This is a genomic window from Rahnella sp. 1L-D-7-B-C2, from assembly GCF_057290995.1.
The window spans coordinates 647,428-670,397 of sequence record NZ_JBXAVQ010000001.1 but is presented as its reverse complement, the minus strand read 5'-3'; the positions used below and the strand labels follow the sequence as shown (position 1 = coordinate 670,397).

Annotated in this window: 18 protein-coding genes; 8 read left to right on the top strand and 10 right to left on the bottom strand. The window is 54.3% G+C overall.

The window, feature by feature from the left end; translation table 11 throughout:
* Positions 1 to 12 precede the first annotated feature (12 nt).
* From glnS to AC0Z7K_RS02985, 4 genes are all read left to right on the top strand, one after another.
* A complete protein-coding gene (glnS, locus tag AC0Z7K_RS03000; RefSeq protein WP_485612720.1) occupies positions 13 to 1,683 on the top strand; it encodes a glutamine--tRNA ligase in 1,671 nt (556 codons plus the stop codon).
* 419 nt (positions 1,684 to 2,102) lie between these two features.
* On the top strand, positions 2,103 to 3,566 hold the full coding sequence (gene chiP, locus AC0Z7K_RS02995) for a chitoporin ChiP (protein WP_485612718.1): 1,464 nt from the start codon (positions 2,103 to 2,105) through the stop codon (positions 3,564 to 3,566).
* A 13-nt stretch (positions 3,567 to 3,579) separates the two neighbouring features.
* A complete protein-coding gene (chiQ, locus tag AC0Z7K_RS02990; protein ID WP_485612878.1) occupies positions 3,580 to 3,921 on the top strand; it encodes a ChiQ/YbfN family lipoprotein in 342 nt (113 codons plus the stop codon).
* 14 nt (positions 3,922 to 3,935) lie between these two features.
* Positions 3,936 to 6,617: a beta-N-acetylhexosaminidase gene (locus AC0Z7K_RS02985; RefSeq protein ID WP_485612716.1), complete on the top strand. Its 2,682-nt coding sequence runs from the start codon at positions 3,936 to 3,938 to the stop codon at positions 6,615 to 6,617.
* A gap of 144 nt (positions 6,618 to 6,761) precedes the next feature.
* On the opposite strand, the gene fur is transcribed toward AC0Z7K_RS02985, so the two are convergent.
* Positions 6,762 to 7,217 carry a ferric iron uptake transcriptional regulator gene (gene fur / locus AC0Z7K_RS02980; RefSeq protein ID WP_013576469.1) on the bottom strand — a complete coding sequence of 152 codons (456 nt, stop codon included), beginning with the start codon at positions 7,215 to 7,217 and terminating at the stop codon, positions 6,762 to 6,764.
* A 314-nt stretch (positions 7,218 to 7,531) separates the two neighbouring features.
* A complete protein-coding gene (gene fldA / locus AC0Z7K_RS02975; RefSeq protein WP_056771565.1) occupies positions 7,532 to 8,059 on the bottom strand; it encodes a flavodoxin FldA in 528 nt (175 codons plus the stop codon).
* Positions 8,060 to 8,478: 419 nt separating this feature from the next.
* Between fldA and AC0Z7K_RS02970 the strand changes: the two genes are divergently transcribed.
* Complete coding sequence (locus AC0Z7K_RS02970) at positions 8,479 to 10,143, top strand: methyl-accepting chemotaxis protein (RefSeq protein WP_413528242.1); 1,665 nt, start codon at positions 8,479 to 8,481, stop codon at positions 10,141 to 10,143.
* Positions 10,144 to 10,221: 78 nt separating this feature from the next.
* Here the strand turns inward: AC0Z7K_RS02970 and ybfE are convergent, their stop codons facing one another.
* Positions 10,222 to 10,503 (bottom strand): LexA regulated protein, encoded by a 282-nt coding sequence (ybfE, locus tag AC0Z7K_RS02965; protein ID WP_056772022.1) that lies wholly within the window; start codon positions 10,501 to 10,503, stop codon positions 10,222 to 10,224.
* A 255-nt stretch (positions 10,504 to 10,758) separates the two neighbouring features.
* Complete coding sequence (ybfF, locus tag AC0Z7K_RS02960; RefSeq protein ID WP_485612877.1) at positions 10,759 to 11,547, bottom strand: esterase; 789 nt, start codon at positions 11,545 to 11,547, stop codon at positions 10,759 to 10,761.
* 238 nt (positions 11,548 to 11,785) lie between these two features.
* Between ybfF and seqA the strand changes: the two genes are divergently transcribed.
* The 3 genes from seqA (at position 11,786) to AC0Z7K_RS02945 (ending at position 14,906) form a co-directional block, all read left to right on the top strand.
* Positions 11,786 to 12,334 (top strand): replication initiation negative regulator SeqA, encoded by a 549-nt coding sequence (seqA, locus tag AC0Z7K_RS02955; RefSeq protein ID WP_413528244.1) that lies wholly within the window; start codon positions 11,786 to 11,788, stop codon positions 12,332 to 12,334.
* Between the two features lie 24 nt (positions 12,335 to 12,358).
* A complete protein-coding gene (gene pgm, locus AC0Z7K_RS02950; RefSeq protein ID WP_485612713.1) occupies positions 12,359 to 14,002 on the top strand; it encodes a phosphoglucomutase (alpha-D-glucose-1,6-bisphosphate-dependent) in 1,644 nt (547 codons plus the stop codon).
* 172 nt (positions 14,003 to 14,174) lie between these two features.
* Positions 14,175 to 14,906, top strand: a complete 732-nt coding sequence (locus AC0Z7K_RS02945; protein ID WP_485612712.1) for a PadR family transcriptional regulator — start codon at positions 14,175 to 14,177, stop codon at positions 14,904 to 14,906.
* Here AC0Z7K_RS02945 and kdpE read toward each other — a convergent pair.
* The 6 genes from kdpE to AC0Z7K_RS02915 are packed head-to-tail and all read right to left on the bottom strand — an operon-like array spanning position 14,896 to position 22,840.
* Positions 14,896 to 15,585 carry a two-component system response regulator KdpE gene (kdpE, locus tag AC0Z7K_RS02940; protein WP_413528247.1) on the bottom strand — a complete coding sequence of 230 codons (690 nt, stop codon included), beginning with the start codon at positions 15,583 to 15,585 and terminating at the stop codon, positions 14,896 to 14,898. The genes AC0Z7K_RS02945 and kdpE overlap by 11 nt on opposite strands.
* Positions 15,582 to 18,281: a two-component system sensor histidine kinase KdpD gene (gene kdpD / locus AC0Z7K_RS02935; protein ID WP_413528300.1), complete on the bottom strand. Its 2,700-nt coding sequence runs from the start codon at positions 18,279 to 18,281 to the stop codon at positions 15,582 to 15,584. The genes kdpE and kdpD overlap by 4 nt, the downstream gene beginning before the upstream one ends.
* A gap of 54 nt (positions 18,282 to 18,335) precedes the next feature.
* Positions 18,336 to 18,929, bottom strand: coding sequence for a potassium-transporting ATPase subunit KdpC (gene kdpC / locus AC0Z7K_RS02930; RefSeq protein WP_485612710.1), 594 nt, complete (start codon positions 18,927 to 18,929; stop codon positions 18,336 to 18,338).
* A gap of 22 nt (positions 18,930 to 18,951) precedes the next feature.
* Complete coding sequence (gene kdpB / locus AC0Z7K_RS02925) at positions 18,952 to 21,018, bottom strand: potassium-transporting ATPase subunit KdpB (RefSeq protein ID WP_485612708.1); 2,067 nt, start codon at positions 21,016 to 21,018, stop codon at positions 18,952 to 18,954.
* A 43-nt stretch (positions 21,019 to 21,061) separates the two neighbouring features.
* Positions 21,062 to 22,750 (bottom strand): potassium-transporting ATPase subunit KdpA, encoded by a 1,689-nt coding sequence (gene kdpA / locus AC0Z7K_RS02920; protein WP_485612707.1) that lies wholly within the window; start codon positions 22,748 to 22,750, stop codon positions 21,062 to 21,064.
* Positions 22,751 to 22,840 (bottom strand): K(+)-transporting ATPase subunit F, encoded by a 90-nt coding sequence (locus AC0Z7K_RS02915; protein ID WP_101075733.1) that lies wholly within the window; start codon positions 22,838 to 22,840, stop codon positions 22,751 to 22,753. It abuts the gene before it with no gap.
* Positions 22,841 to 22,970 lie beyond the last annotated feature (130 nt).

Below are 22,970 nucleotides of genomic sequence, written 5' to 3'. Positions count from 1 at the left end.
AGGAATTGCACAATGAGTGAGGCTGAAGCCCGCCCAACAAATTTTATCCGTCAGATTATTGATGAAGATCTGGCGACCGGGAAACACAATACCGTTCACACCCGTTTCCCGCCTGAGCCTAATGGCTATTTGCATATCGGCCATGCGAAGTCTATCTGCCTGAATTTCGGCATTGCGCAAGACTACCAGGGTCAGTGCAATCTGCGTTTTGACGATACTAACCCGGCAAAAGAAGACATTGAGTTCGTTGAGTCGATCAAACACGACGTCCAGTGGCTGGGCTTCGACTGGAGCGGTGATATTCACTACTCGTCAGACTATTTCGATCAACTGCACGCATACGCGCTGGAGCTTATCAACAAAGGCCTGGCGTACGTTGATGAACTGTCTCCCGATCAAATCCGCGAATACCGTGGCTCGCTGACTGCGCCGGGCAAAAACAGCCCGTACCGCGATCGCAGCGTGGAAGAAAATATCGCGCTGTTCGAAAAAATGCGTAACGGCGAATTCGCCGAAGGTGCAGCCTGCCTGCGTGCCAAAATCGATATGGCATCGCCATTCTTTGTGATGCGCGATCCGGTCATCTACCGTATTAAGTTTGCCGAACATCATCAGACCGGCACAAAATGGTGCATCTACCCGATGTACGATTTCACCCACTGCATTTCCGATGCGCTGGAAGGGATCACCCATTCACTGTGTACGCTGGAATTCCAGGACAACCGCCGGCTGTACGACTGGGTGCTGGATAACATCACTATTCCATGCCATCCGCGTCAGTATGAGTTCTCTCGTCTGAATCTTGAATACTCCATCATGTCCAAGCGTAAGCTGAACCTGCTGGTGACGGATAAGATTGTCGAAGGCTGGGACGACCCGCGTATGCCGACGGTGTCCGGTCTGCGTCGCCGTGGTTATACCGCTGCGTCTATTCGCGAATTCTGCCGTCGTATCGGCGTGACCAAGCAGGACAACAACGTCGAAATGATGGCGCTGGAATCCTGTATCCGTGACGATCTGAACGAAAACGCACCGCGCGCCATGGCCGTTATTAACCCGGTTAAAGTTGTCATTGAGAACTTCACCGGTGATGACGTGCAGATGGTGAAAATGCCGAATCATCCGAGCAAACCGGAGATGGGCACCCGCGAAGTACCGTTCACCCGTGAGATTTACATCGACCAGGCTGATTTCCGCGAAGAAGCGAACAAGCAGTACAAACGTCTGGTGCTGGGCAAAGAAGTTCGCCTGCGTAATGCTTATGTGATCAAAGCGGAACGTATCGAGAAAGACGCGGAAGGTAACATCACCACCATCTTCTGTTCTTACGATATTGAAACGCTGAGCAAAGATCCTGCCGATGGCCGCAAGGTGAAAGGTGTGATCCACTGGGTTTCAGCTTCAGAAGGTAAACCGGCAGAATTCCGCCTGTATGACCGTCTGTTCAGCGTTGCGAATCCGGGCCAGGCTGAAGATTTCCTGACCACCATCAACCCGGAATCTTTGGTCATTGCACAGGGCTTCGTTGAACCGTCTCTGGCCGCTGCTCAGGCAGAAGTCAGTGTGCAGTTCGAACGTGAAGGTTACTTCTGTGCCGACAGCCGCTATTCAAGCGCTGAGCACCTGGTGTTCAACCGCACCGTCGGCCTGCGCGAGACCTGGGAAAGCAAACCCGTCGCCTGACTGAAATATCACGTCTGACTCAACGCAGCTTCGGCTGCGTTTTTTTATGCCTGTAAAAAGGTGTATTTGATTTTCATCACGAATTAATGTGTTTTTGATGGTCACTTTTTAGCTCCTTGATTTAACCACTTTATGAATGCTGAAACGTGTAAAGTGTGTGGTTATTTTATTTAATATCATGAATATTAATGGCTTTACTCTTTTCCACCTGTTTAATTCCTTCCGTGCCGTTTCTGTTACACTTTTTCATCTTTATGTGCACTTTGTCATATTTCAGAGAACAATGATTAATTACTCATTGATAATTCGCGTCGCGAAAAATACTCTTACTCTGCTTTTTACGGTTACGCCGCTGGCGGCCGCTTTTAATACCCGTTTGGGTTTTGCACCATCTTTTTTAGTCAAAACGAGGAATTTCTATGCACAAGCACCTTAACCGGGGCAGGGGATCGGCTTATCTGAAACCTGTGATGTACACTCTGGCCGGCACCTTACTGGGTGGCGGAATGATATTTTCTAAAGAAGTCAGAGCGGAAGGCTTTATTGATGATTCCACGCTGACTGGCGGAGTTTACTACTGGCAACGTGAACGTGACCGCAAAGATCTGAACAAGACCAAAGAAGAAACCCGACCTGACGGCTCGAAAGTCACGGTCAACAACCCTGATTACGATAAGTACGCCACTAACCTTTCTCACTCCACCGCCAACCTGAATCTGGATTTCTCCTCCGGTTATGCGTGGGATATGTTCGGTATCGACGTCGCAGCTTTTACTGCGATTGAGCTGGCTGAAGCCAGCGACAGCGGCCACCCGAACGAAATCGCTTTCTCTTCCAAAAACCACGCCTACGACGAAGATTACTCCGGCGATAAGGGCGGGGTCAGTCTGTACAAAGCCGCAGGTAAATTTAAATATGGCGGTTTCTGGGGGCACGCGGGTTATATCCAGCCTACCGGGCAGACGCTGATCGCGCCGCACTGGAGCTTCATGCCGGGTACCTATCGCGGCGCGGAAGCCGGTTATAAACATGATTTCGGCGAACCGGGCGAGCTGAGCTTCTCCTACATGTGGGCGGACGAATATAAATCTCCGTGGCATCTGGAAATGGATGATTTCCGCCAGAATGACAAGAAAACCGGTGTCTCCTACATTCACTCCCTCGGCGCGAAATATGATTTTAAAAATGATTTCGTCCTCGAAGCGGCCTATGGCGAAGCGGAAAGCTACGTCGATCAGTACTTTGCCAAAGCGTCCTATAAGGTCGATCTGCTGGGCAATCCGCTGACCACCAGCTACCAGTTCTACGGTGCACAAGACCGTATCAGCGACAAGAACGATCCGAACAGTTTGTATGACGGCCTCGCATGGTTGCAGGCGCTGACATTCGGCTACACCACGGGTCAGTTCAACTGGCGTCTTGAAGGAACGATGGTTAAGGCAGAAGGGAATCAGGGATATTTCCTGCAGCGTATGACACCGACTTATTCCTCATCCAACGGCCGTCTTGATGTGTGGTGGGATAACCGTTCTGACTTCAACGCCAATGGTGAAAAAGCAGTCTATGCCGGGGTGTTATACGATCTGGCCAAATGGGATCTGCCGGGCTTCGCGGTGGGCGGTTCTTACGTTTACGCCTGGGACGCCAAGCCAAGCACTAACGCGGCTTATGACCAGAGCCAGCGCCTGAAAGAGAGCGCCTGGAGTCTGGATGCGCTGTACACCATTCAGGAAGGTCGAGCCAAAGGCACGCTGTTCAAACTGCATTACACCCAGTACGACAACCATTCGGATATTCCGAGCTGGGGCGGTGGTTACGGCAACATCTTCCAGGATGAAAAAGACGTCAAATTCATCGTTATCGCTCCATTCACTATTTTCTGAGGTCGCCATGTCGATGAATAAATTACTGATGATCGTTGTTACTTCCGTTCTGTTGGCTGGTTGTGCTCCGACAACGGCGCAAAAAGAAGACACCAAACTGCGTGAGGCCTACAGCGCCTGTATCAATAAGGCGGAAGGATCGCCGGATAAAATAGCCTCGTGCCGGACTGTACTGGACGTCCTTAAACAGGAAAAAGCACACAAGCAATTTGCCGAACAGGAAACGGTGCGTGTGGTGGATTACCAGCGCTGCCTGACCGCGCGTAAAACCGGTGACGGCCAGGCTTACGCCGACGACTGCGGCAAAATCTGGCAGGAAATCCGAGCGAATAATTCCCCTAAACCAACGAATTAAGGATGAGGTTGAAGATGAATAAATTCAGACTCAACGCACTGGCAGCAGCGACGCTGATGGGCGGGATGCTTGGCGGTATGTCTGCGGCGAATGCCGATCAGCAGCTGGCAGACCAGCTTAGCCAGCTGAAAGTGAATTATGCATTACAGGATAATCAGGCCGGTGCGCACGGTACGGATTGCAGCCTGCTGGGCGCCGACTGGGCATCCTGCAACACGGCCATCATCACCCTGACCAATGCCGGTGAGGCGATCGAAGGCAACGACTGGGCGATTTATTTTCACAACGTTCGCCGTATTTTGAAAGTCGATAACGATCAGTTCACCATCACCCGCGTGACCGGCGACCTGCATAAAATCGAGCCGACCAACAAATTCAAAGGCTTCCCGGCCAATCAGTCGGTCAGCATTCCGGTGGTCGGCGAATACTGGCAACTGTTTGAAACCGATCTGATCCCGCGCTGGTATGCGACATCGTCAAATGCCCAGCCAAAAGTGCTGGCGAACACCGATACCGAAGATTTGCATCAGTTCGTCACGCCGTTTAAGGGCGACCAGTGGAAGCGCACGGCGGATGACAAAAACGTTCTGATGACGCCGGTCAGCCGTTATGTGAAAAATGACGAGCTGAAAGTACTGCCTGCGGCGACCTTGCGCGGGCAAATTATTCCGACACCGCTGGAAGTGAAAATTCATGCGAAAGATGTGTCGCTGGCAGGCGGCGTGGCACTCGATCTGAGCGCGCTGGCCAAACCGGCGGCGATCGCGGTGACCGAACGCTTTGCGCTGCTGGGCATCACTGAAAATGCCAAAGGCTATCCGATCACTACGCGCATTGAGAAAGACAAATTCAGCGGAAAGCAGGCGACTGAAGGCGCGTATATTCTCAATATTGGTGAGAAGGGTGCACAGGTTACCGGTTTCGATCAGGCCGGCGTGTTCTACGGTTTACAGTCGATTCTTTCTTTAGTGCCTGCCGATGGCAGTAAAAAAATCGCCAGCCTGGACGCCAAAGATGCACCGCGTTTTGAATACCGCGCGATGTTCCTCGACGTTGGCCGCAACTTCCATTCTAAAGCCGCGGTTCTGCGATTACTCGACCAGATGTCCGCATACAAACTGAATACTTTCCACTTCCATCTTAGCGATGATGAGGGCTGGCGCATCGAGATCCCTGGCTTGCCGGAGCTCACGGATATCGGCAGTAAACGCTGTCACGACCTGACTGAAACCAAATGCCTGTTGCCGCAGTTGGGTTCTGGCCCGGATTCGGACAACAACGGCAGCGGGCATTTCTCCCGTGCCGATTACATCGAGATTGTGAAGTACGCCAATGCGCGTCAGATCAACGTGATCCCGGAAATCGACATGCCTGCGCACGCCCGTGCGGCGGTGATTTCAATGGAGGCGCGTTACCGAAAACTGCATGCGGCGGGTAAAGAGGAAGAAGCCAATGAGTTCCGCCTGCTGGATCCGACTGACACCTCAAATACTACCGGCGTCCAGTTCTATGATCGCCACGGGTATCTGAACCCTTGTATGGAATCGTCCAAACGCTTTGCAGATAAAGTGATTGGCGAAATCGCCCAAATGCACAAAGAGGCCGGACAGCCGCTCAGCACCTGGCATTTTGGCGGTGACGAGGCGAAAAACATCTTCCTCGGTCCGGGCTATCAGGATAAAAACGGTAAGATCGATCCGGCAAAAGGCGTGATTGATCTGAGCAAGCAGGATAAACCCTGGGCGCAGTCACAGGTCTGTCAGGCAATGATTTCTTCCGGCAAAGTCGCGGACGTTGAGCATCTGCCAAGTTACTTCGCAATGGAAGTCAGCAAGCTGGTGAATGCCCACGGTATCGAAAGAATGCAGGCATGGCAGGACGGCCTGAAAGATGCCAGAGATGCCAGTTCCTTCGCCACTAAACGTATCGGCGTAAACTTCTGGGATACGCTCTATTGGGGCGGTTTCGACTCAGTAAACGATTGGGCGAACAAAGGCTTCGAAGTGACAATTTCGAATCCGGATTACGTTTACTTCGACTTCCCGTACGAAGTGACTCCGCTGGAAAAGGGGTTCTATTGGGGTACACGTTACAGCGATGAAGCGAAAGTTTTCAGCTTCGCACCGGATAACCTGCCGCAGAATGCTGAAACCTCTGTCGATCGTGACGGTAACGCTTTCGAGGCGAAAAGTGACAAACCCTGGCCGGGCGCGTACGGGATTTCCGCACAACTGTGGAGCGAAGTGGTGCGTACCGATGACCGGATGGAATACATGATCTATCCGCGACTGTTGCCGCTGGCAGAACGTGCCTGGCACCGGGCAAACTGGGAAATGGATTATAAGGCAGGACGCGAATTCGCCGGTGGTAAAACTCATCACGTCGATACCAAAGCACTGCACACCGACTGGCTGCGCTTCGCCAACCTGATGGGGCAGCGAGAGTTACCGAAAATGGATGCGGCAGGCGTTGCTTATCGTCTGCCTGTGCCGGGCGCGCAGGTGAACGGCGGAAAACTTCAGGCGAATACGTCGCTGCCCGGGCTGGCGATAGAGTATTCCGTCGACGGTGGCAAGCAATGGCAGCGTTATGATGATGTTCAAAAACCGCAAATCACCGGTGACGTCTGGGTACGCTCCGCGTCTGCGGATGGTAAACGCTTCAGCCGTGCAGAGCCGGTGACAGATAAGCTTTAAGCGAAACCGCCTGAGGCTAAAAAACAAAACCCCGGTTTTCCGGGGTTTTTTACATCTGATGTTCATCGCGTAGGCCAAAAAAAACCGCTTTTCAGCGGTTAGTTAAGTCTTTACGTTGACGGCAACTTCGCCGAACCGGGCAGATTACTGCGCGGGTTTATCATTGTGCAAAGAATCATCTTCGCGGCAATCGCCTGCTTCACAGTGACCGTACAGGTACAGGCTGTGGTTGGTCAGTTTGATGCCATGTTTCTTAGCGATTTCACGCTGACGACCTTCGATATATTCGTCGCGGAATTCAATCACGCGGCCACAATCTAAGCAGATCAGGTGGTCGTGGTGATGTTGCTGGGTCAGTTCGAATACGGATTTGCCGCCTTCGAAGTTATGACGGGTCACGATACCGGCGTCATCAAACTGGTTCAAAACGCGGTAAACCGTCGCCAGACCAATCTCTTCACCCATATCAATCAGTTGTTTGTACAGATCTTCCGCACTCACGTGATGACCTTCCGGCGCTTGCAGCACTTCCAGGATTTTAAGGCGCGGAAGCGTGACTTTTAAGCCGGCTTTCTTCAGTGCGGTGTTGTTGTCAGTCATGCGGATTCAGTCCTGTTACTATGTGCTAATCAAGTTGAGGCATGGAGCCTGTGGCATCAGCGGCACAAAATTGTTCGTTTAGGATCCTTCGTTTAACGGAAGTGTGCCGATCCCCTAAACGATTGCCTGTTAATAAAGATCACTAAATGCCAGTCACACCAGATAATGCAACGACTTGATCGATAGAAAAAACAGATGAACTCAGTGTACCTTGATACTACGGAAAGTAACAATTTTGTTGTGGCTAAATTGTTAATTTCAGTAATAGTTTGGCCCTTCAATTGTAGAATAAATCCTCAGGGCCAACAGGGTTTTTAGCCAATAATTTCTGAAAGGCTCAATTCTTCTGTAATTTGCTTAACCCACGCATCAACGCGCTCATTGGTTAATTCAGGCTGACGGTCTTCGTCAATCGCCAGTCCGATGAAGTGTTTATCATCGGCCAGACCTTTTGAGGCTTCGAAGTGGTAGCCTTCGGTTGGCCAGTGACCCACAATCACCGCGCCGCGTGGCTCAATGATGTCGCGCACGGTGCCCAGTGCGTCACAGAAATATTCTGCATAGTCTTCCTGATCGCCACAGCCAAACAGCGCAACCAGCTTACCTTCGAAGTCGATCTCTTCCAGGCTAGGGAAGAAGTCATCCCAGTCACACTGGGCTTCACCGTAATACCAGGTTGGAATACCGATCAGCAAAATATCGAATTTTTCCAGATCCTCTTTGCTGCTCTTCGCAATGTCATGCACCTCAGCAACATCTTTACCCAGTTGTTTCTGGATCATTTTTGCGATGTTTTCGGTGTTACCTGTATCGGATCCAAAGAAGATTCCTACTACGGCCATAAGATGTCTAACCTCTTGTTCTCAATGATAAGCCCTACATTGCAGGCAATAATAACGCTGATAATAGCAAACTCGCGTGGCGGAGAATATGCTTCTGCGCGCCTTCTTAACTGACGAATAAGTTTATCGGCCAAACTTTTTAAGTGTTATCGCCTTCGTGTCTTTTGAATGTCTGTGTTTAACCTCAAAGGTATTGAGGTTAAAAGCAAAGTGAAGAAATAGTCCGACGCACTCCTTAAGTTTAAGCACGCTCAGCCGATAGATGATGCGAGAGCAATCTCAACATAATAAAGAAATCGATGCCCGGAGAGGTGTTCAAACATGTCCAGAGGCACCCGCCCGCTGGTTACATGTCTTGATTCTCCGCATCCCCCTCAATCCTCAGACCAGAAACAGTCATGTTTCGAGAGAGGCATATCGTGCAGTTTTTGAAAAACATTACCATCAGGACCGCTTTATTAGCCATTCTTGGCGTTTTTTGCGTCATGTGGGCCGGTGTATCGCTTTACACCGTCAGCTCGCTTAACACACTGACCCAAAACACCAGGAACAGTTCCGAACTCGTCAACAACATGGCGCTGATCAGCAAAGGAAATGATCAGTATTTTCGTACCGTCACCCGTTTGAGCCGTGCCGTCTCGCAGCTTCAGGCCGATCCGACCAAAGGGCCGGAAATTTTTGATAGCGCAAAACAGTCTCTCGATGGCCTGACTCAGGCTTTGGCGGGATTTAAAGCTGCGCCACATCCGGGCCTGGAAGAATCTGCGGTTCAGGAGTTGCTTGCCAGCTGGGAAAGTCTTGTCGCCCAGGGCGTCAACCCGTTGTTTGAGGCTGCCAGCAACAAAAATATCGATGTCTACAATCAGTTAGCGAACACCACCGTTCCGCCGCTGAGCCGTGATTTTGGCGCGGCAATGCAAAAAGTCAGCGGCCAGATTGCCGTGGACTTCAGCGCGGCGCAAACGGAATCTAACCATCTGACCTACGTCAGCAAAGTGATTCAGATTACAGCGTTCATCATTGGTCTGATTATTCTGCTGCTGACTGACCGCTATCTTGTTATGGCGCTGGTGAAACCGCTGGATAAGATCCGCGATCAGTTTGCACTGATTGCCAGCGGTGATCTGACAAATCAAATGGAAGAGTTTGGTAAAAACTGTGCCGGTAAGCTGATCCCGTTACTCAACATCATGCAAGCCAGCCTGGTGAACACGGTTCAAACCATCCGCAACTGTACCAACAACATTTATCAGGGAGCGTCCGAAATTTCTGCCGGCAATAACGATCTCTCTTCCCGTACGGAAGAGCAGGCCTCGGCGCTGGAAGAAACGGCAGCCAGCATGGAAGAGCTGACCGCAACGGTGAAACATAACGCCGACAACGCCCATCACGCCAGCCAGCTGGTGATTGAAGCGTCTGGCACCGCCCGCAAAGGCGGCAACATTGTGGCCGACGTTGTCAGTACCATGAAAGATATTTCCGGCAGCTCGAAGAAAATTGCTGAGATAACCTCGGTCATCAACAGCATTGCCTTCCAGACCAACATTCTGGCGCTGAACGCTGCGGTAGAAGCCGCGCGCGCAGGTGAACAGGGGCGCGGATTTGCCGTGGTCGCCAGCGAAGTGCGTAATCTGGCACAGCGCAGCGCGCAGGCCGCGAAGGAGATTGAGCAGCTCATCAGCGAATCGGTTTCCCGCGTTGACAGCGGATCCAAACTGGTGGAGAACGCCGGTCAGACCATGAACGAAGTGGTGCGCTCGATTACGCATGTCACCGACATCATGGCGGAAATCGCGTCTGCCTCCGATGAGCAAAGCAAAGGCATCAGCCAGGTCGCTGTGGCCGTCACGCAGATGGACAGCGTCACCCAGCAAAATGCCGCGCTGGTGGAACAGGCATCTCAGGCCGCCGTTTCTCTGGAAGAGCAGGCCGCATTGCTCAATAACGCCGTTGCGACGTTCAAACTACGAGACAGCGTCACGCGCGTCGGGTCAAAACCTGCGGGAATGATTTCTGCGCCGTTGTTACGACCGGATACGGGCATGATTTCTGCGAAAAGTTCGGAAAACTGGGAAACGTTCTGAGTAATGCAGTGAAGGGACACGTTGAGCAGTATAAGTAGAAAAACAAACGGGTAGCCTGAAAAGGTTACCCGTTTTTAATCAGCCTTCATGACCGTTAAGATGCGCCAGCAGCATCTCTTCAATCAATTCGCTCCGGCTGATATTGCGTTCTTCTGCCAGCTTATTGAGTGTATCAACAGCATCGGCGTTCATTTTCAGCTCGACACGACGCAGGCCGCTCGCTTTATCGCGGCGTAACTGGTTGCGCTTGTTGATCCTGAGCTGTTCATCACGGGATAGCGGATTTGTTTTTGGACGCCCCGGACGGCGGTCATCTGCGAACAGATCAATCGTCGTGCGATCCAGTTGTTCTTTTGCCATAGGTAGCGGTACAACCAGGGAAGTTTTTACATCGGAAAACGGCAAGCCGATTCCTGACGAGCGTTTCACACATTTCGGGCTAAGAAACCCTGACCCAATTCACCCCCCGCCACTCGACCTGAGCGAAACGGGGCGGCAAAATTATAGCGCGCAATCATACCCTAGCGCGCCAGGAGTTCACAACGCCTGATTGCCCTGATTTCATGATAACTTCTGAAGTTGTGCAGACTTTTTGCACAATTTATCCCCAGGATGTTAAACCTCAGGCGAATCGATGAAACGATGCACAGCGCGTAGCACGGCGTCAGGTTTTTCCGCGTGAACCCAGTGACCGGTTCCGGCGACCACATAGGCTTTTGCCTGCGGGAACTGGCGGGCAATATCTTCACGGTAGGCGTCCTGCACATACGGCGACAGGCCGCCGCGAATGAATAAGGCCGGGTGATCCCACGCGGGCACATTCTCCCAGCCGATAATCGTATCGTACTCACTCATCAAAACCGGCACGTTGAAACGCCATTCTCCCTGCTGGAAGGATTTGAGCAGGAACTGGATCACGCCATCTTCCTTTATATGCTCTTGCATGCAGGCGGTGGCAGACGTGCGATCGCGTACTCCGGCGGTGGTCACGGCATTAATCGCGGCAAAAATTTCGTCGTGACGGCGGGTGTGATAATCCACCGGTGCGATATCAATGGCGATCAGCTTTTCGATGCGGTCCGGGATAAGCGCCGTCAGCGCCATCGCGGCTTTTCCCCCCATGGAGTGGCCGATAACGATGATTTTTTGGAAACCGACTTCTTCTAACGTCTCCACTAAATCCTGCGCCATCGCGGCGTAAGACATCTCATCCGAGCGTCCGGACTGACCGTGATTTCGCAAATCTACCTGCAACACTCTATGCTGTTGTTTCAGGTCGCGGGCCAGAACGCCCAGATTATCAAGGGTTCCGAACAAACCGTGGATTAACAAAACCGGCAGGGCTGTGCTTCCAGAGACTTCAGGTTCTTGCAGGCGATAATGTAATTTCATGGCGAAGTTCATACAGATAAACAATCTCATTAGGTTATCATGAGTGGCGGATAATTTTTAAAACAGAAAGTTTTCTGCCAGATGCCTGAGCGGGATTTTACTACGTGGAGAACAACAGGCCGGGGCCAGCATGCAGCGAAAGGTAATAATGCTGCTTTTTGCTTCGCGGCACGATTCCCTGTTTGTAAACGCGTAGAAATTTGTATAATCCTTTTGAACAAATTAAGTAGAAAAACAGTACTGGATAAAGATGAAAACTATTGAGGTTGACGAAGAACTCTACCGCTACATTGCCAGCCACACACAAGCTATCGGTGAAAGTGCGTCTGATATTCTGCGCCGTATGTTGAAGTTTACTGCCGGTCAGACCGCACCTGCCGCGCCAGCGGCTAACATCCCGGGCACCGTTGTTCAGGAAAAACCGGCTGCCGCTGCGGCACCGACGTCGCGTGATAAAGTCCGCGCCGTTCGCGAACTGCTGCTTTCCGATGAATACGCCGAGCAGACCAAAGCGGTGAATCGCTTTATGCTGATTCTGTCGACCTTGTACAGCCTGAACGCGAAAGAATTTGCTGCTGCGACCGACTCTTTGACCGGCCGCACGCGCACTTATTTTGCCGGTGACCAGCAAACGCTGCTGCAAAACGGCATCCATACCAAGCCTAAACACGTTCCCGGAACGCCGTATTGGGTTATCACGAATACCAACACAGGTCGCAAACGCAGCATGATCGAACACATCATGCAGCTCATGCAGTTCCCGGCGGAACTGACTGACAAAGTGTGCGGCACCCTCTAATTTCAGCGTCAGGGAGAAGCGCCAGTGGCTAATCACCCCCGTGCAGGGCAACCTGCTCAGCAAAGCGATTTGATTAATGTGGCGCAGTTAACGTCACAATATTACGTTCTGCAACCGGACCCACAAAACACCGCGCATGCGGTGAAATTCGGCACGTCCGGCCATCGCGGTAGTTCGTTGCGTCACAGCTTTAATGAAGCGCACATTCTGGCAATTGCTCAGGCGATCGCCGAAGTGCGCAAAGAGCAGGGCACTACCGGTCCGTGCTACGTGGGGAAAGATACCCATGCGCTGTCCGAACCGGCATTTATCTCCGTGCTGGAAGTGCTGACGGCCAACGGCGTTGACGTCATTGTGCAGGAAGACAACGGTTTCACCCCCACTCCGGCGGTGTCTCACGCGATCCTGACCCATAACCGCAAGGGCGGCGCACTGGCTGATGGCATCGTCATCACCCCGTCGCACAACCCACCGGAAGATGGCGGCATTAAATATAACCCGACCAACGGCGGCCCGGCAGATACTAATCTGACCTCGGTTATCGAGAAACGCGCTAATGCACTGCTGGCGGCGAAACTCGCTGGTGTGAAGCGTCAGTCTCTGGATCAGACGTGGAAAAGTGGTCATCTGACTGAACAGGATTTGGTTCAGCCGTTTATCGAAGGCCTGACTGAAATCGTCGACATGGCCGCGATTCAGAAAGCCGGTCTGAAACTGGGTGTGGATCCGCTCGGTGGCTCCGGTATTGAATACTGGAAGCGCATTGCTGAGCATTACAAACTGGATCTGACGCTGGTGAACGATCACGTCGATCAGACTTTCCGTTTCATGCATCTCGACCACGACGGTGTGATCCGTATGGACTGCTCGTCTGAATCCGCAATGGCCGGTTTGCTGGCACTGCGTGATAAATTCGATCTGGCCTTCGCCAATGACCCTGACTACGACCGCCACGGTATCGTGACGCCTGCTGGTCTGATGAACCCTAACCATTATCTGGCCGTGGCGATTCAGTACCTGTTCCAGCATCGTCCACAGTGGGGCAAAGACGTCGCCGTCGGTAAAACGCTGGTCTCAAGCGCAATGATTGACCGCGTTGTTGAAGATTTAGGCCGCAAACTGGTCGAAGTCCCGGTCGGTTTCAAATGGTTCGTCGATGGTCTGTTTGACGGCAGCTTCGGTTTTGGTGGCGAAGAAAGCGCAGGGGCTTCTTTCCTGCGTTTTGACGGCACGCCGTGGTCAACTGACAAAGACGGCATCATCATGTGCCTGCTGGCTGCGGAAATTACCGCGGTGACCGGCAAGAATCCGCAGGAACATTACAACGAGCTGGCCGCCCGCTTTGGTGCGCCAAGCTACAACCGTATCCAGGCGCCTGCGACTCACGCCCAGAAAGCCGCGCTGTCTAAACTTTCCCCTGAACAGGTGAAAGCGGATACGCTGGCCGGTGACCCGATCACCGCCCGTCTGACTAACGCACCGGGCAACGGCGCGTCGATCGGCGGTCTGAAAGTGATGACCAAAAACGGCTGGTTCGCGGCACGTCCGTCCGGTACAGAAGAAGCGTACAAAATCTATTGTGAAAGCTTCCTCGGTGCAGAACATCGTGAGCAAATCGAGAAAGAAGCGGTAGAAATCGTCAGCAAAGTGCTCGCCGACGCCAAATAAGCCTGTTTCTTTATCTCATCAAAAGCGCTGATTATTCAGCGCTTTTTTTTGCCTGCGATTTACGAAATAAAAAAGATATATCTAAATTCACGTTCAGGCTTGCCAGATGTTGAAATTCGATCTAATTTAGATATATCGAAATAATTCGATATATCTAAATAGGACATAAAATATGTTTAGCAAAATGTTTGAAGGCCGTCATCGTGGTCACGGTAGCAGGGAAGAGGGGCATCGCGGCCATTGCCGTCATGAGTCAGAAGTGAGTGGTCACAGCGAGCGTCATGCTTTACGTCGTGACGGCCGTCATCGTGGTGAAGAACGTGGTGAAGAAGGTCGTGAACGTCGCGGTGGTCGTGGCGAAGGTCGCCGGGGCGGTCCTCGCGGTGAACGCGGTGTGCATCGTCTGTTTGAGCATGGTGATTTACGCCGCGTTCTGCTGGCGCTGGTGGCGAAGAAACCGAGTCATGGGTATGAGTTAATCAAAGCCATCGAAGAAGCCTCTTCTGGCCTGTATGTGCCAAGTCCGGGGGTGATTTATCCGACGCTCACATTGCTGGAAGAACAAGATTTTCTGGAAGCCGTGGCCACCGGAAATGGCCGCAAAAGCTATCAGTTAACCGAAGCCGGTAAAACTGAGCTGGCGCAGCATCAGGATGCGGTGGATGTGATTTTTGCCCGTCTGGCCGGTGCAACCCGACCGAAGGAAAACAATCTGGCGGCAGGCATCCATGAAACCATGCATCGGCTGAAACACGCGCTGCGCGGCAATATGATGCGTGATGATTTAACGCCGGAGCAGGTACTGCGTGTAAGCGCGATTTTGCAGCAGGCGGCAGAGAGTATCGAAGCGGAATTTGCGCCGGTTAAAACCGACACTGACGCCACCGAAGCCCCTACGGCATAAAGCGATAACCCACTCCCGTTTCGGTCAGTAAATGACGCGGACGGGTGGCGTCGGCCTCCAGTTTCTGGCGCAAATGCCCCATGTAGATGCGCAGATAATGGCTGTGTTCGACGTAATTCGGGCCCCAGACGTGGCTCAGTAACTGACGTTGTGTAATGACTTTGCCGCTGTTTGCCAGCAACTCGGCCAGCAGGCGAAACTCGATCGGCGTCAGATGACAGTCCTCACCGTTACGCTGTACGCGACGGTTAATCAGATCGACAGTCACATCGGAAAACGTGACCAGCGGGCTTTCCTGCGAGCTGTTTGCCTGACGGCGCAGCGCCACACGAACCCGCGCCAGCAGTTCACCGACGCCAAATGGCTTGGTGAGAAAATCATCGGCACCGGCATCCAGCGCGGCAATTTTGTCTTCTTCGCGGGTGCGTGCCGACAACACAATGATCGGGATGGCGCTCCAGTGGCGCAAATCGCGAATATAGGTCAGGCCGTCACCGTCCGGTAAACCGAGATCGAGAATAATCAGATCCGGTTTTCGCGTGCCGGCCTCAATCAGCCCGCGCTGCAATGTTTCGCTTTCAAACACCCGTAAGCCTTCCGCCTCCAGCGCTGTGCGCACAAAGCGGCGGATCTCTTTTTCGTCTTCAACAATCAAAATATTGATGGGGGATGCGGTCACGGGGCCTCGCCGATGTCTTTTTCCATGTCATTCTCCATATCAGGCAACGCTTCCAGCGGCAGCCTGAAACGGAAACGCGCACCGCCGTTCGGACCGTTTTCTGCCCAGATCCGGCCGTCGTGCACCTCAATAATGGCACGACAAATGGCTAATCCCAACCCTACACCCGGAATGGCCGATTCTTTATTCCCGCGCGCGAATTTCTCAAAGATTCTTTGCTCGGTTCCCGCCGCAATGCCGGGGCCGTTATCCCAGACTTCGATCTCCAGCCATTCCTCCAGCGGCGTGGCTTTGATACCGATGGTTGCGCCGATCCCGGCATATTTATGGGCGTTCTCCAGCAGGTTGATCAGCACCCGCTCGATCAGGCTGGCATCGCAGTTCACCAGCACCATTTCTGCCGGTAAATCGATTTCGATATTATCGTTGGCCAGCACCGGTTCCAGCATCCGCAACGCGCTGCCGGTGATCTCTTCCACCGACTGCCACTCTTTGCGCAGATTAAACCCGCCCGACTGAATGCGCGCCATATCCAGCAAATTGTTCACCAGCCGCGTGGTACTCAGTACCTGCTGGCGGATCTGGCTGGCCTGCGGGGCGTGTTTTGAGCCCTCTGAAGCCAGATCCAGCGTCAGGATTTCCGCCTGCCCGAACAGCACGGTGAGCGGCGTGCGTAAATCGTGAGAGAGAGCCGAAAGCAGTGAGTTGCGCAGCTGCTCGCGTTCGGTTTCCAGACGTGCAGATTCCGCCCTGGCGGCCAAATGCAGGCGGTCGAGGGCGTTGGCGATAAGCACGGTAAATGTCTGCAACAAACGCTGCTGTTCCGGCACCAGCAGTTGGCGAATGTTGGTGGGCTCCACCGCCAGCAGCCCGCAGGATCCGCCGGACGCCACCAGCGGCAGCAACTGATACGGCACGCCGGGCAGGGTATCGGTGCCCGCACCGGCGGGCAGTTTCTTATCAAAACTCCAGCGCGCGATGGCGTCGTCCACCACAATCGACGTTACTTCTCCGGCAGGCTGCGCCAGCTCGCCGTTTTCCTGCGGCAGCAGAATGGCGGTTTTGGCGTGCAGGCTGGAGGAAATAAAGTGGCGGCTGGTTTGTGCGATGGCTTCCGGCGTCAGCGCCTGACTGAGGCTTTTCGACATCTCATACAGATGCTGTGCACGTTTTTCGCGATGGCGGGCGATGCGCGCCTGATAACGTACACCGGCGGTGAGATTCCCGATCAGAATACCGACCAGCAGCATCACGCCGAAAGTCACCAGATATTGCGCGTCGGTGACGGCGAGCGAGCCGCGCGGCTGCACAAAGAATAAGTCAAAACTGACGACGTTAATCACCGCCGCCAGCACCGACGGCCAGCGGCCATAAAACAGTGCGACGATCACCACCCCGAGCAGATAGACCATCACCAGGTTGGCCTGGTCGAAGGCCGGGATAAGCCACTGTGCCAGTACGGTGATCAGCGCGCACAGTGCGACAGCCAGCGAACAGCCCCACAGCTGGCGGCTGAAGCGGTCGGCGAACGTGCGTGAATCCTGCTCTTTACGCACCGGCGTGGCAGGGGAATCTTCCAGCCCGACGATAATCAGATCGAGATCCGGGCCGATATCTGCCAGCTTGTCGGCAAAGCTGCCACCGGGTTTCCAGCGTTTTTCACGGCGGCGGCCCATCATGATTTTGCCCAGTCGATGCTCGCGGGCATAGCGCAAAATCGCCTGTTCTTCGTGCGGCTCTGAGAGCGTGGCGGTTTCAGCGCCCAGCTCCTGTGCCAGTTTCAGTGAATGCAAAATCGCGCGGCGCTGGCCTTCAGGCAAGCGGTGCAGACGTGGCGTTTCGACATACACAGCGTGCCAGACGCAGCCAAGGCGCGCCGCCAGACGTGATGCAACGCGGACCAGCTTTTCATTGCCGCCGCCGTGCCCGATGCATAACAGCAGCGCATCGCGGGTGTGCCATACGCGGTTGACGCCCTGATCGTCGCGGTATTCCCGCATCTGATCGTCAACGCGATCGGCGGTGCGGCGCAGTGAAAGTTCGCGCAGGGCAATAAGATTGCCTTTACGGAAAAAGTGCTCGATGGCGCGTTCAGCCTGACCGGGAATATAAACTTTGCCCTCTTTCAGGCGCTGACGCAGGGAGTCGGGGGGTAAATCCACCAGCACCACTTCGCTGGCGTCATCAAACAGACGGTCGGGGACGGTTTCACGAATAATAATGCCGGTTACGCCGCTGACCACGTCGTTCAGGCTTTCGAGATGCTGAACGTTTACGGTGGTAAACACGTCGATACCGGCATTGAGTAATTCTTCGATGTCCTGCCAGCGTTTAGGATGGCGCGAACCGGCCGCGTTGCTGTGCGCCAGTTCGTCCATCAGGATCAGGGCTGGGCGGCGCGCCAGCGCGGCGTCGAGGTCAAACTCCTGCACCTGACGTCCGCGGTGGTGAATGCGTTTGGGTGGCAACAATGTCAGCCCCGGCAGCAGCGCCTGCGTTTCCTGCCGCCCGTGAGTTTCCACCACGCCGACCAGCACATCGAGGCCGGTGGCGCGCAGCCGCTGCGCTTCCTGCAACATGGCATAAGTTTTCCCGACGCCCGCACAGGCACCGAAAAAGACCTTCAGTTGCCCGCGCGGCTTTTCGTTGGCGAGCGCCAGTAAGCTGTCAGGATCGGGGCGGTTATCTTCTGTCATATTATCCTTCATACTTCGGGCCGCCTTCCTGCGACCCGAATTATTTTGGCTAAATTAATGGGCTTTCAGTTTATCCAGCGCCTGATTGAGTTCCAGCACGTTGACCACGGTCGGGCCGAGGTAACCTATCAGTGGTGATGATGTATTATCATCAATCAATTTATCCACTTGCGCCAGTGGCAAGCCGCGTGCGCTGGCAATGCGCTGTGCCTGCCATTGCGCTGCTTCTATGGATATCTGCGGATCCAGCCCGCTGCCGCTGGCAGTGACCAGATCGACCGGCACCGGGGCGGTGCTTTGCGCATTGGCTTTACGCAGCGCGATCACGCGGTCTTTCACCGCCTGATCCAGTGCCGGATTACTGGCCGCCAGATTGCTGCCCCCCGACGCCATCGGGTTATACGGCGTATCGGACGTCACTGACGGACGGCCCCAGAAGTACTCATTGCGGGTAAAATTCTGCCCGATAAGCTCTGACCCTATCACCTTGTTGCTGCCGTCTTTGATAAGCGATCCCATCGCCTGCGAGCTGAACACCAGTTCGGAAACGCCGGTGGTCAGCAGGGGATAGGCCACGCCGGTCGCCAGCGTCAGCAGAACGGTCATCACCAGAGCCGGGCGAACATACGCAATACGTGTAACAGACATAATGGTCTTCCTTATTAATCAATCAGCTCAGGTGTAAAACGGTCAGAATCATGTCGATAATCTTGATACCGACAAACGGCACCAGCAGCCCCCCCACACCATAAATCCACAGGTTACGGCGCAGCAGCGACGCGGCGCTCATGGCCTTATAGCTCACGCCTTTCAGCGCCAGCGGGATCAGGAACACAATCACCAGGGCGTTAAAAATGACCGCCGACATGATGGCCGAAGACGGTGAGGTCAGGTGCATCACGTTCAGAGCATTCAGCTGTGGATAGGTGGCCGCGAATGCCGCCGGAATGATGGCGAAATACTTGGCGACGTCGTTGGCGATACTGAACGTGGTCAGCGAGCCGCGGGTCATCAGCATCTGTTTCCCGATGTGCACCACTTCAATCAGCTTGGTCGGGTTAGAATCCAGATCCACCATGTTCCCGGCTTCTTTCGCTGCCTGCGTACCGGAGTTCATTGCCACCGCGACGTCAGCCTGCGCCAGCGCCGGGGCATCGTTGGTCCCGTCGCCGGTCATGGCCACTAAACGGCCTTCCGACTGGTACTGGCGGATCAGCGCCAGTTTGGCTTCCGGCGTGGCTTCAGCCAGAAAATCATCGACGCCCGCTTCGGCGGCAATGGCAGCTGCGGTCAGACGGTTATCGCCGGTGATCATCACCGTCTTGATGCCCATCTTGCGCAACTCGGCGAAACGTTCTTTGATGCCGCCTTTAACGATGTCTTTCAGTTCGACCACGCCCAGCACTTTCGCGCCTTCAGCAACCACCAGCGGCGTACCGCCTTTACGCGCCACGGTTTCTACCAGCCCGTCGACGGCTTTCGGGAACGTGCCGCCGTTGGATTCCACATGGCGACGGATAGCGTCCACCGCGCCTTTACGAATATTACGGTCGCCGACGTTTACGCCGCTCATGCGGGTTTGCGCCGAGAAGGGAACGAAAGTGGCATTCAGCGAATGAATGTCGCGTTCGCGCAGATTAAAGCGCTGTTTTGCCAGGACCACGATACTGCGGCCTTCCGGCGTTTCATCAGCCAGTGAAGATAACTGCGCGGCATCGGCCAGTTCCTGTTCCGTCACCTGAGGGGCGGGCAGGAACTGCGATGCCTGGCGGTTACCCAGCGTGATGGTGCCGGTTTTATCCAGCAACAACACATCCACGTCACCGGCGGCTTCCACCGCACGGCCGCTGGTGGCGATCACGTTGGCTTCCAGCATGCGGCTCATCCCTGCCACGCCGATAGCAGACAACAGACCGCCAATGGTGGTCGGGATTAGACACACCAACAGCGCGACCAGCACGGTCACGGTGACGGGAATGCCTGCATGACTGGCGTCGACGCTAAACAGCGAGAACGGATACAGCGTGGCGGTTGCCAGCACGAAGACCAGCGTCAGGGCCACCAGCAGGATAGTCAGTGCCACTTCGTTTGGCGTTTTACGACGTTTCGCACCTTCGACCATAGCGATCATGCGATCCAGGAAGGTGTCGCCGGGGTTAGCGGAACATTGCACCACCAGCCAGTCGGAGAGTACGCGCGTCCCGCCTGTCACCGAGGAGAAGTCACCGCCGGATTCACGGATGACCGGCGCAGATTCGCCGGTGATCGCGCTTTCATCCACCGACGCGCCGCCGACCAGCACTTCACCGTCGCACGGCACGGTATCACCGGCTTCGATCAGCACCATATCGCCCTTACGCAGCTCGTCCGCGGCGACTTTGATCACCGCCGAATCCGGGCGCGGTTCATAGATTTTTTTCGCCCAGCTGGTTTTTTGGACGCCTTTCAGGCTCTGCGCCTGGGCCTTGCTGCGGCCTTCCGCCAGTGCTTCGGCAAAGTTGGCAAACAGCACGGTGAACCACAGCCACAGCGACACGCTGCCGGTAAAAGCGGCGCTGCCGTCGGTGCGATGCAGCAGGATCGCCAGCCAGATAACCGTGGTCAGAATACTGCCCAGATACACCACGAACATCACCGGATTGCGCCATTGAACGCGGGGATCCAGCTTTTTCGCCGCATCCCACAGGGCAGTGCGGATCAGGCGGGGTTCAAACAGCGCACGTTGTTTACGAGTCATTTTATTAATCTCTATATTCATTAATTAAACGAATTACGCAGCATTATTGTGCTGACCAGACCTGCAGATGTTCCGCGACCGGCCCCAGCGCCAGCGCCGGAATAAAGGTCAGCGCGCCGACTAACAGTACGGTCCCGACCAGCAGGCCGATAAACAGCGGACCAGACGTCGGCAGCGTGCCGTTGCCTGCCTGCTGACGTTTTTTCGCCACCAGTGAACCGGCAATCGCCAGCACCGGCAGGATCACGCCAAAGCGTCCGAAGAACATGCAGAACGCCAGCAACAGGTTGTAGAACGGCGTGTTGACGCCAAGCCCGGCAAACGCGCTGCCGTTGTTGTTGGCGGCGGAAGACACTGCATACAACACCTCGCTAAAACCGTGCGCACCGGGGTTAAGAATGCCCGCCCGACCGGCGTCGGTGACCAGTGCCAGCGCGGTGCCGAGCAGCACCAGCGTAGGGGTGACCAGGATCGCCAGCGCCGTCATCTTCATATCGTAAACGTCGATTTTCTTGCCGAGATATTCCGGTGTGCGACCAATCATCAGCCCGGCGATAAACACCGTCAGCAGCACGAACAGCAGCATGCCGTACAGGCCTGAGCCCACGCCGCCGAACACCACTTCACCAATCTGCATCAGCCACATCGGCACCATCCCGCCGAGCGCGGTGAAGGAGTCATGCATCGCGTTGACCGCACCGCAGGAGGCTGCCGTCGTCACCACCGCATACAGGCTGGAGGCGAGAATGCCGAAGCGACTCTCCTTGCCTTCCATATTGATGTTGCTGCTGGCACCGAGCGCCGTGAAGTGCGGGTTACCCTGCAACTCGGCGTACATCACCACCACCACTGACACCACGAAAATCACCGACATCGCCCAGACCAGCGCGTTGCCCTGACGGTTATCACCGACCACGCGACCGAACGCAAAGCACAGGGCGCAAGGGATGATGAAGATCGCCAGCATCTGGACCATGTTGGTCAACGCCGTCGGGTTCTCAAACGGATGCGCCGAGTTAGCACCGAAGAAACCACCGCCGTTGGTGCCCAGCATTTTGATCGCTTCCTGTGAAGCCACCGGCCCCATCGGCAAGGTTTGTTGCAGGCCTTCCAGCGTGGTGATGTGCTGATAAACTTCGAAGTTCTGAATCACGCCCTGACTGACGAAGAAAAGTGCCAGCAGGAAGGCGACCGGCAGCAGCAAATACAGCGTGATGCGCCATAAATCCGTCCAGGCGTTACCAATGGTTTGTGCAGAAGGTCGCGCAAAGGCGCGGATCAGGGCAAACGCCACGGCGATACCGGTTGCCGCAGACAGGAAGTTTTGAACGGTTAAACCCACCATCTGGCTCAGATAGCTCAGCGTGCTTTCGCCACTGTAGGCCTGCCAGTTGGTGTTGGTGACGAAACTGACGGCGGTGTTAAACGCCAGATCCCACGACAATCCGCCAAAATGCTGCGGGTTCATCGGCAATCCGCCTTGTGCCATGAGCATGGCCGTCAGCACAACAATCCCCAGAATGTTGAACACCATGATCGCCAGCGCGTACTGCCACCAGTTCATCTCAGTATCGCTGCTGCCAGACGTGCGTAATACCCCGTTTTCTACGCGCTGCAAAAATGCGCCAGGCTGTCCTTCAATAAGTTGAGCAATAAAGTTACCCAGTGGTTTTGCCAGCAGCAAAAGCACCAGCATAAAACTGGCAATCAGTAAGAATCCGGTCGCGGCCATTTAAAAATCCTCCGCATTCAGCAAGGCATAAACCAGATAGCCGAGCAGCAGAAGAACCAGCAATGCGCCGCAGATTACGCCAACAGTCACAATCCACCTCCACAGGTGTGTTTTTATGTTGGGAGGAGAATAAAAAAACGCGGGCAAAGATCCTGAAAAGAAAGGGGGCTTAGGTGTAAAGAAAGTATAAAAATGCGCAAATAAAAAACTTAAAAGAAAC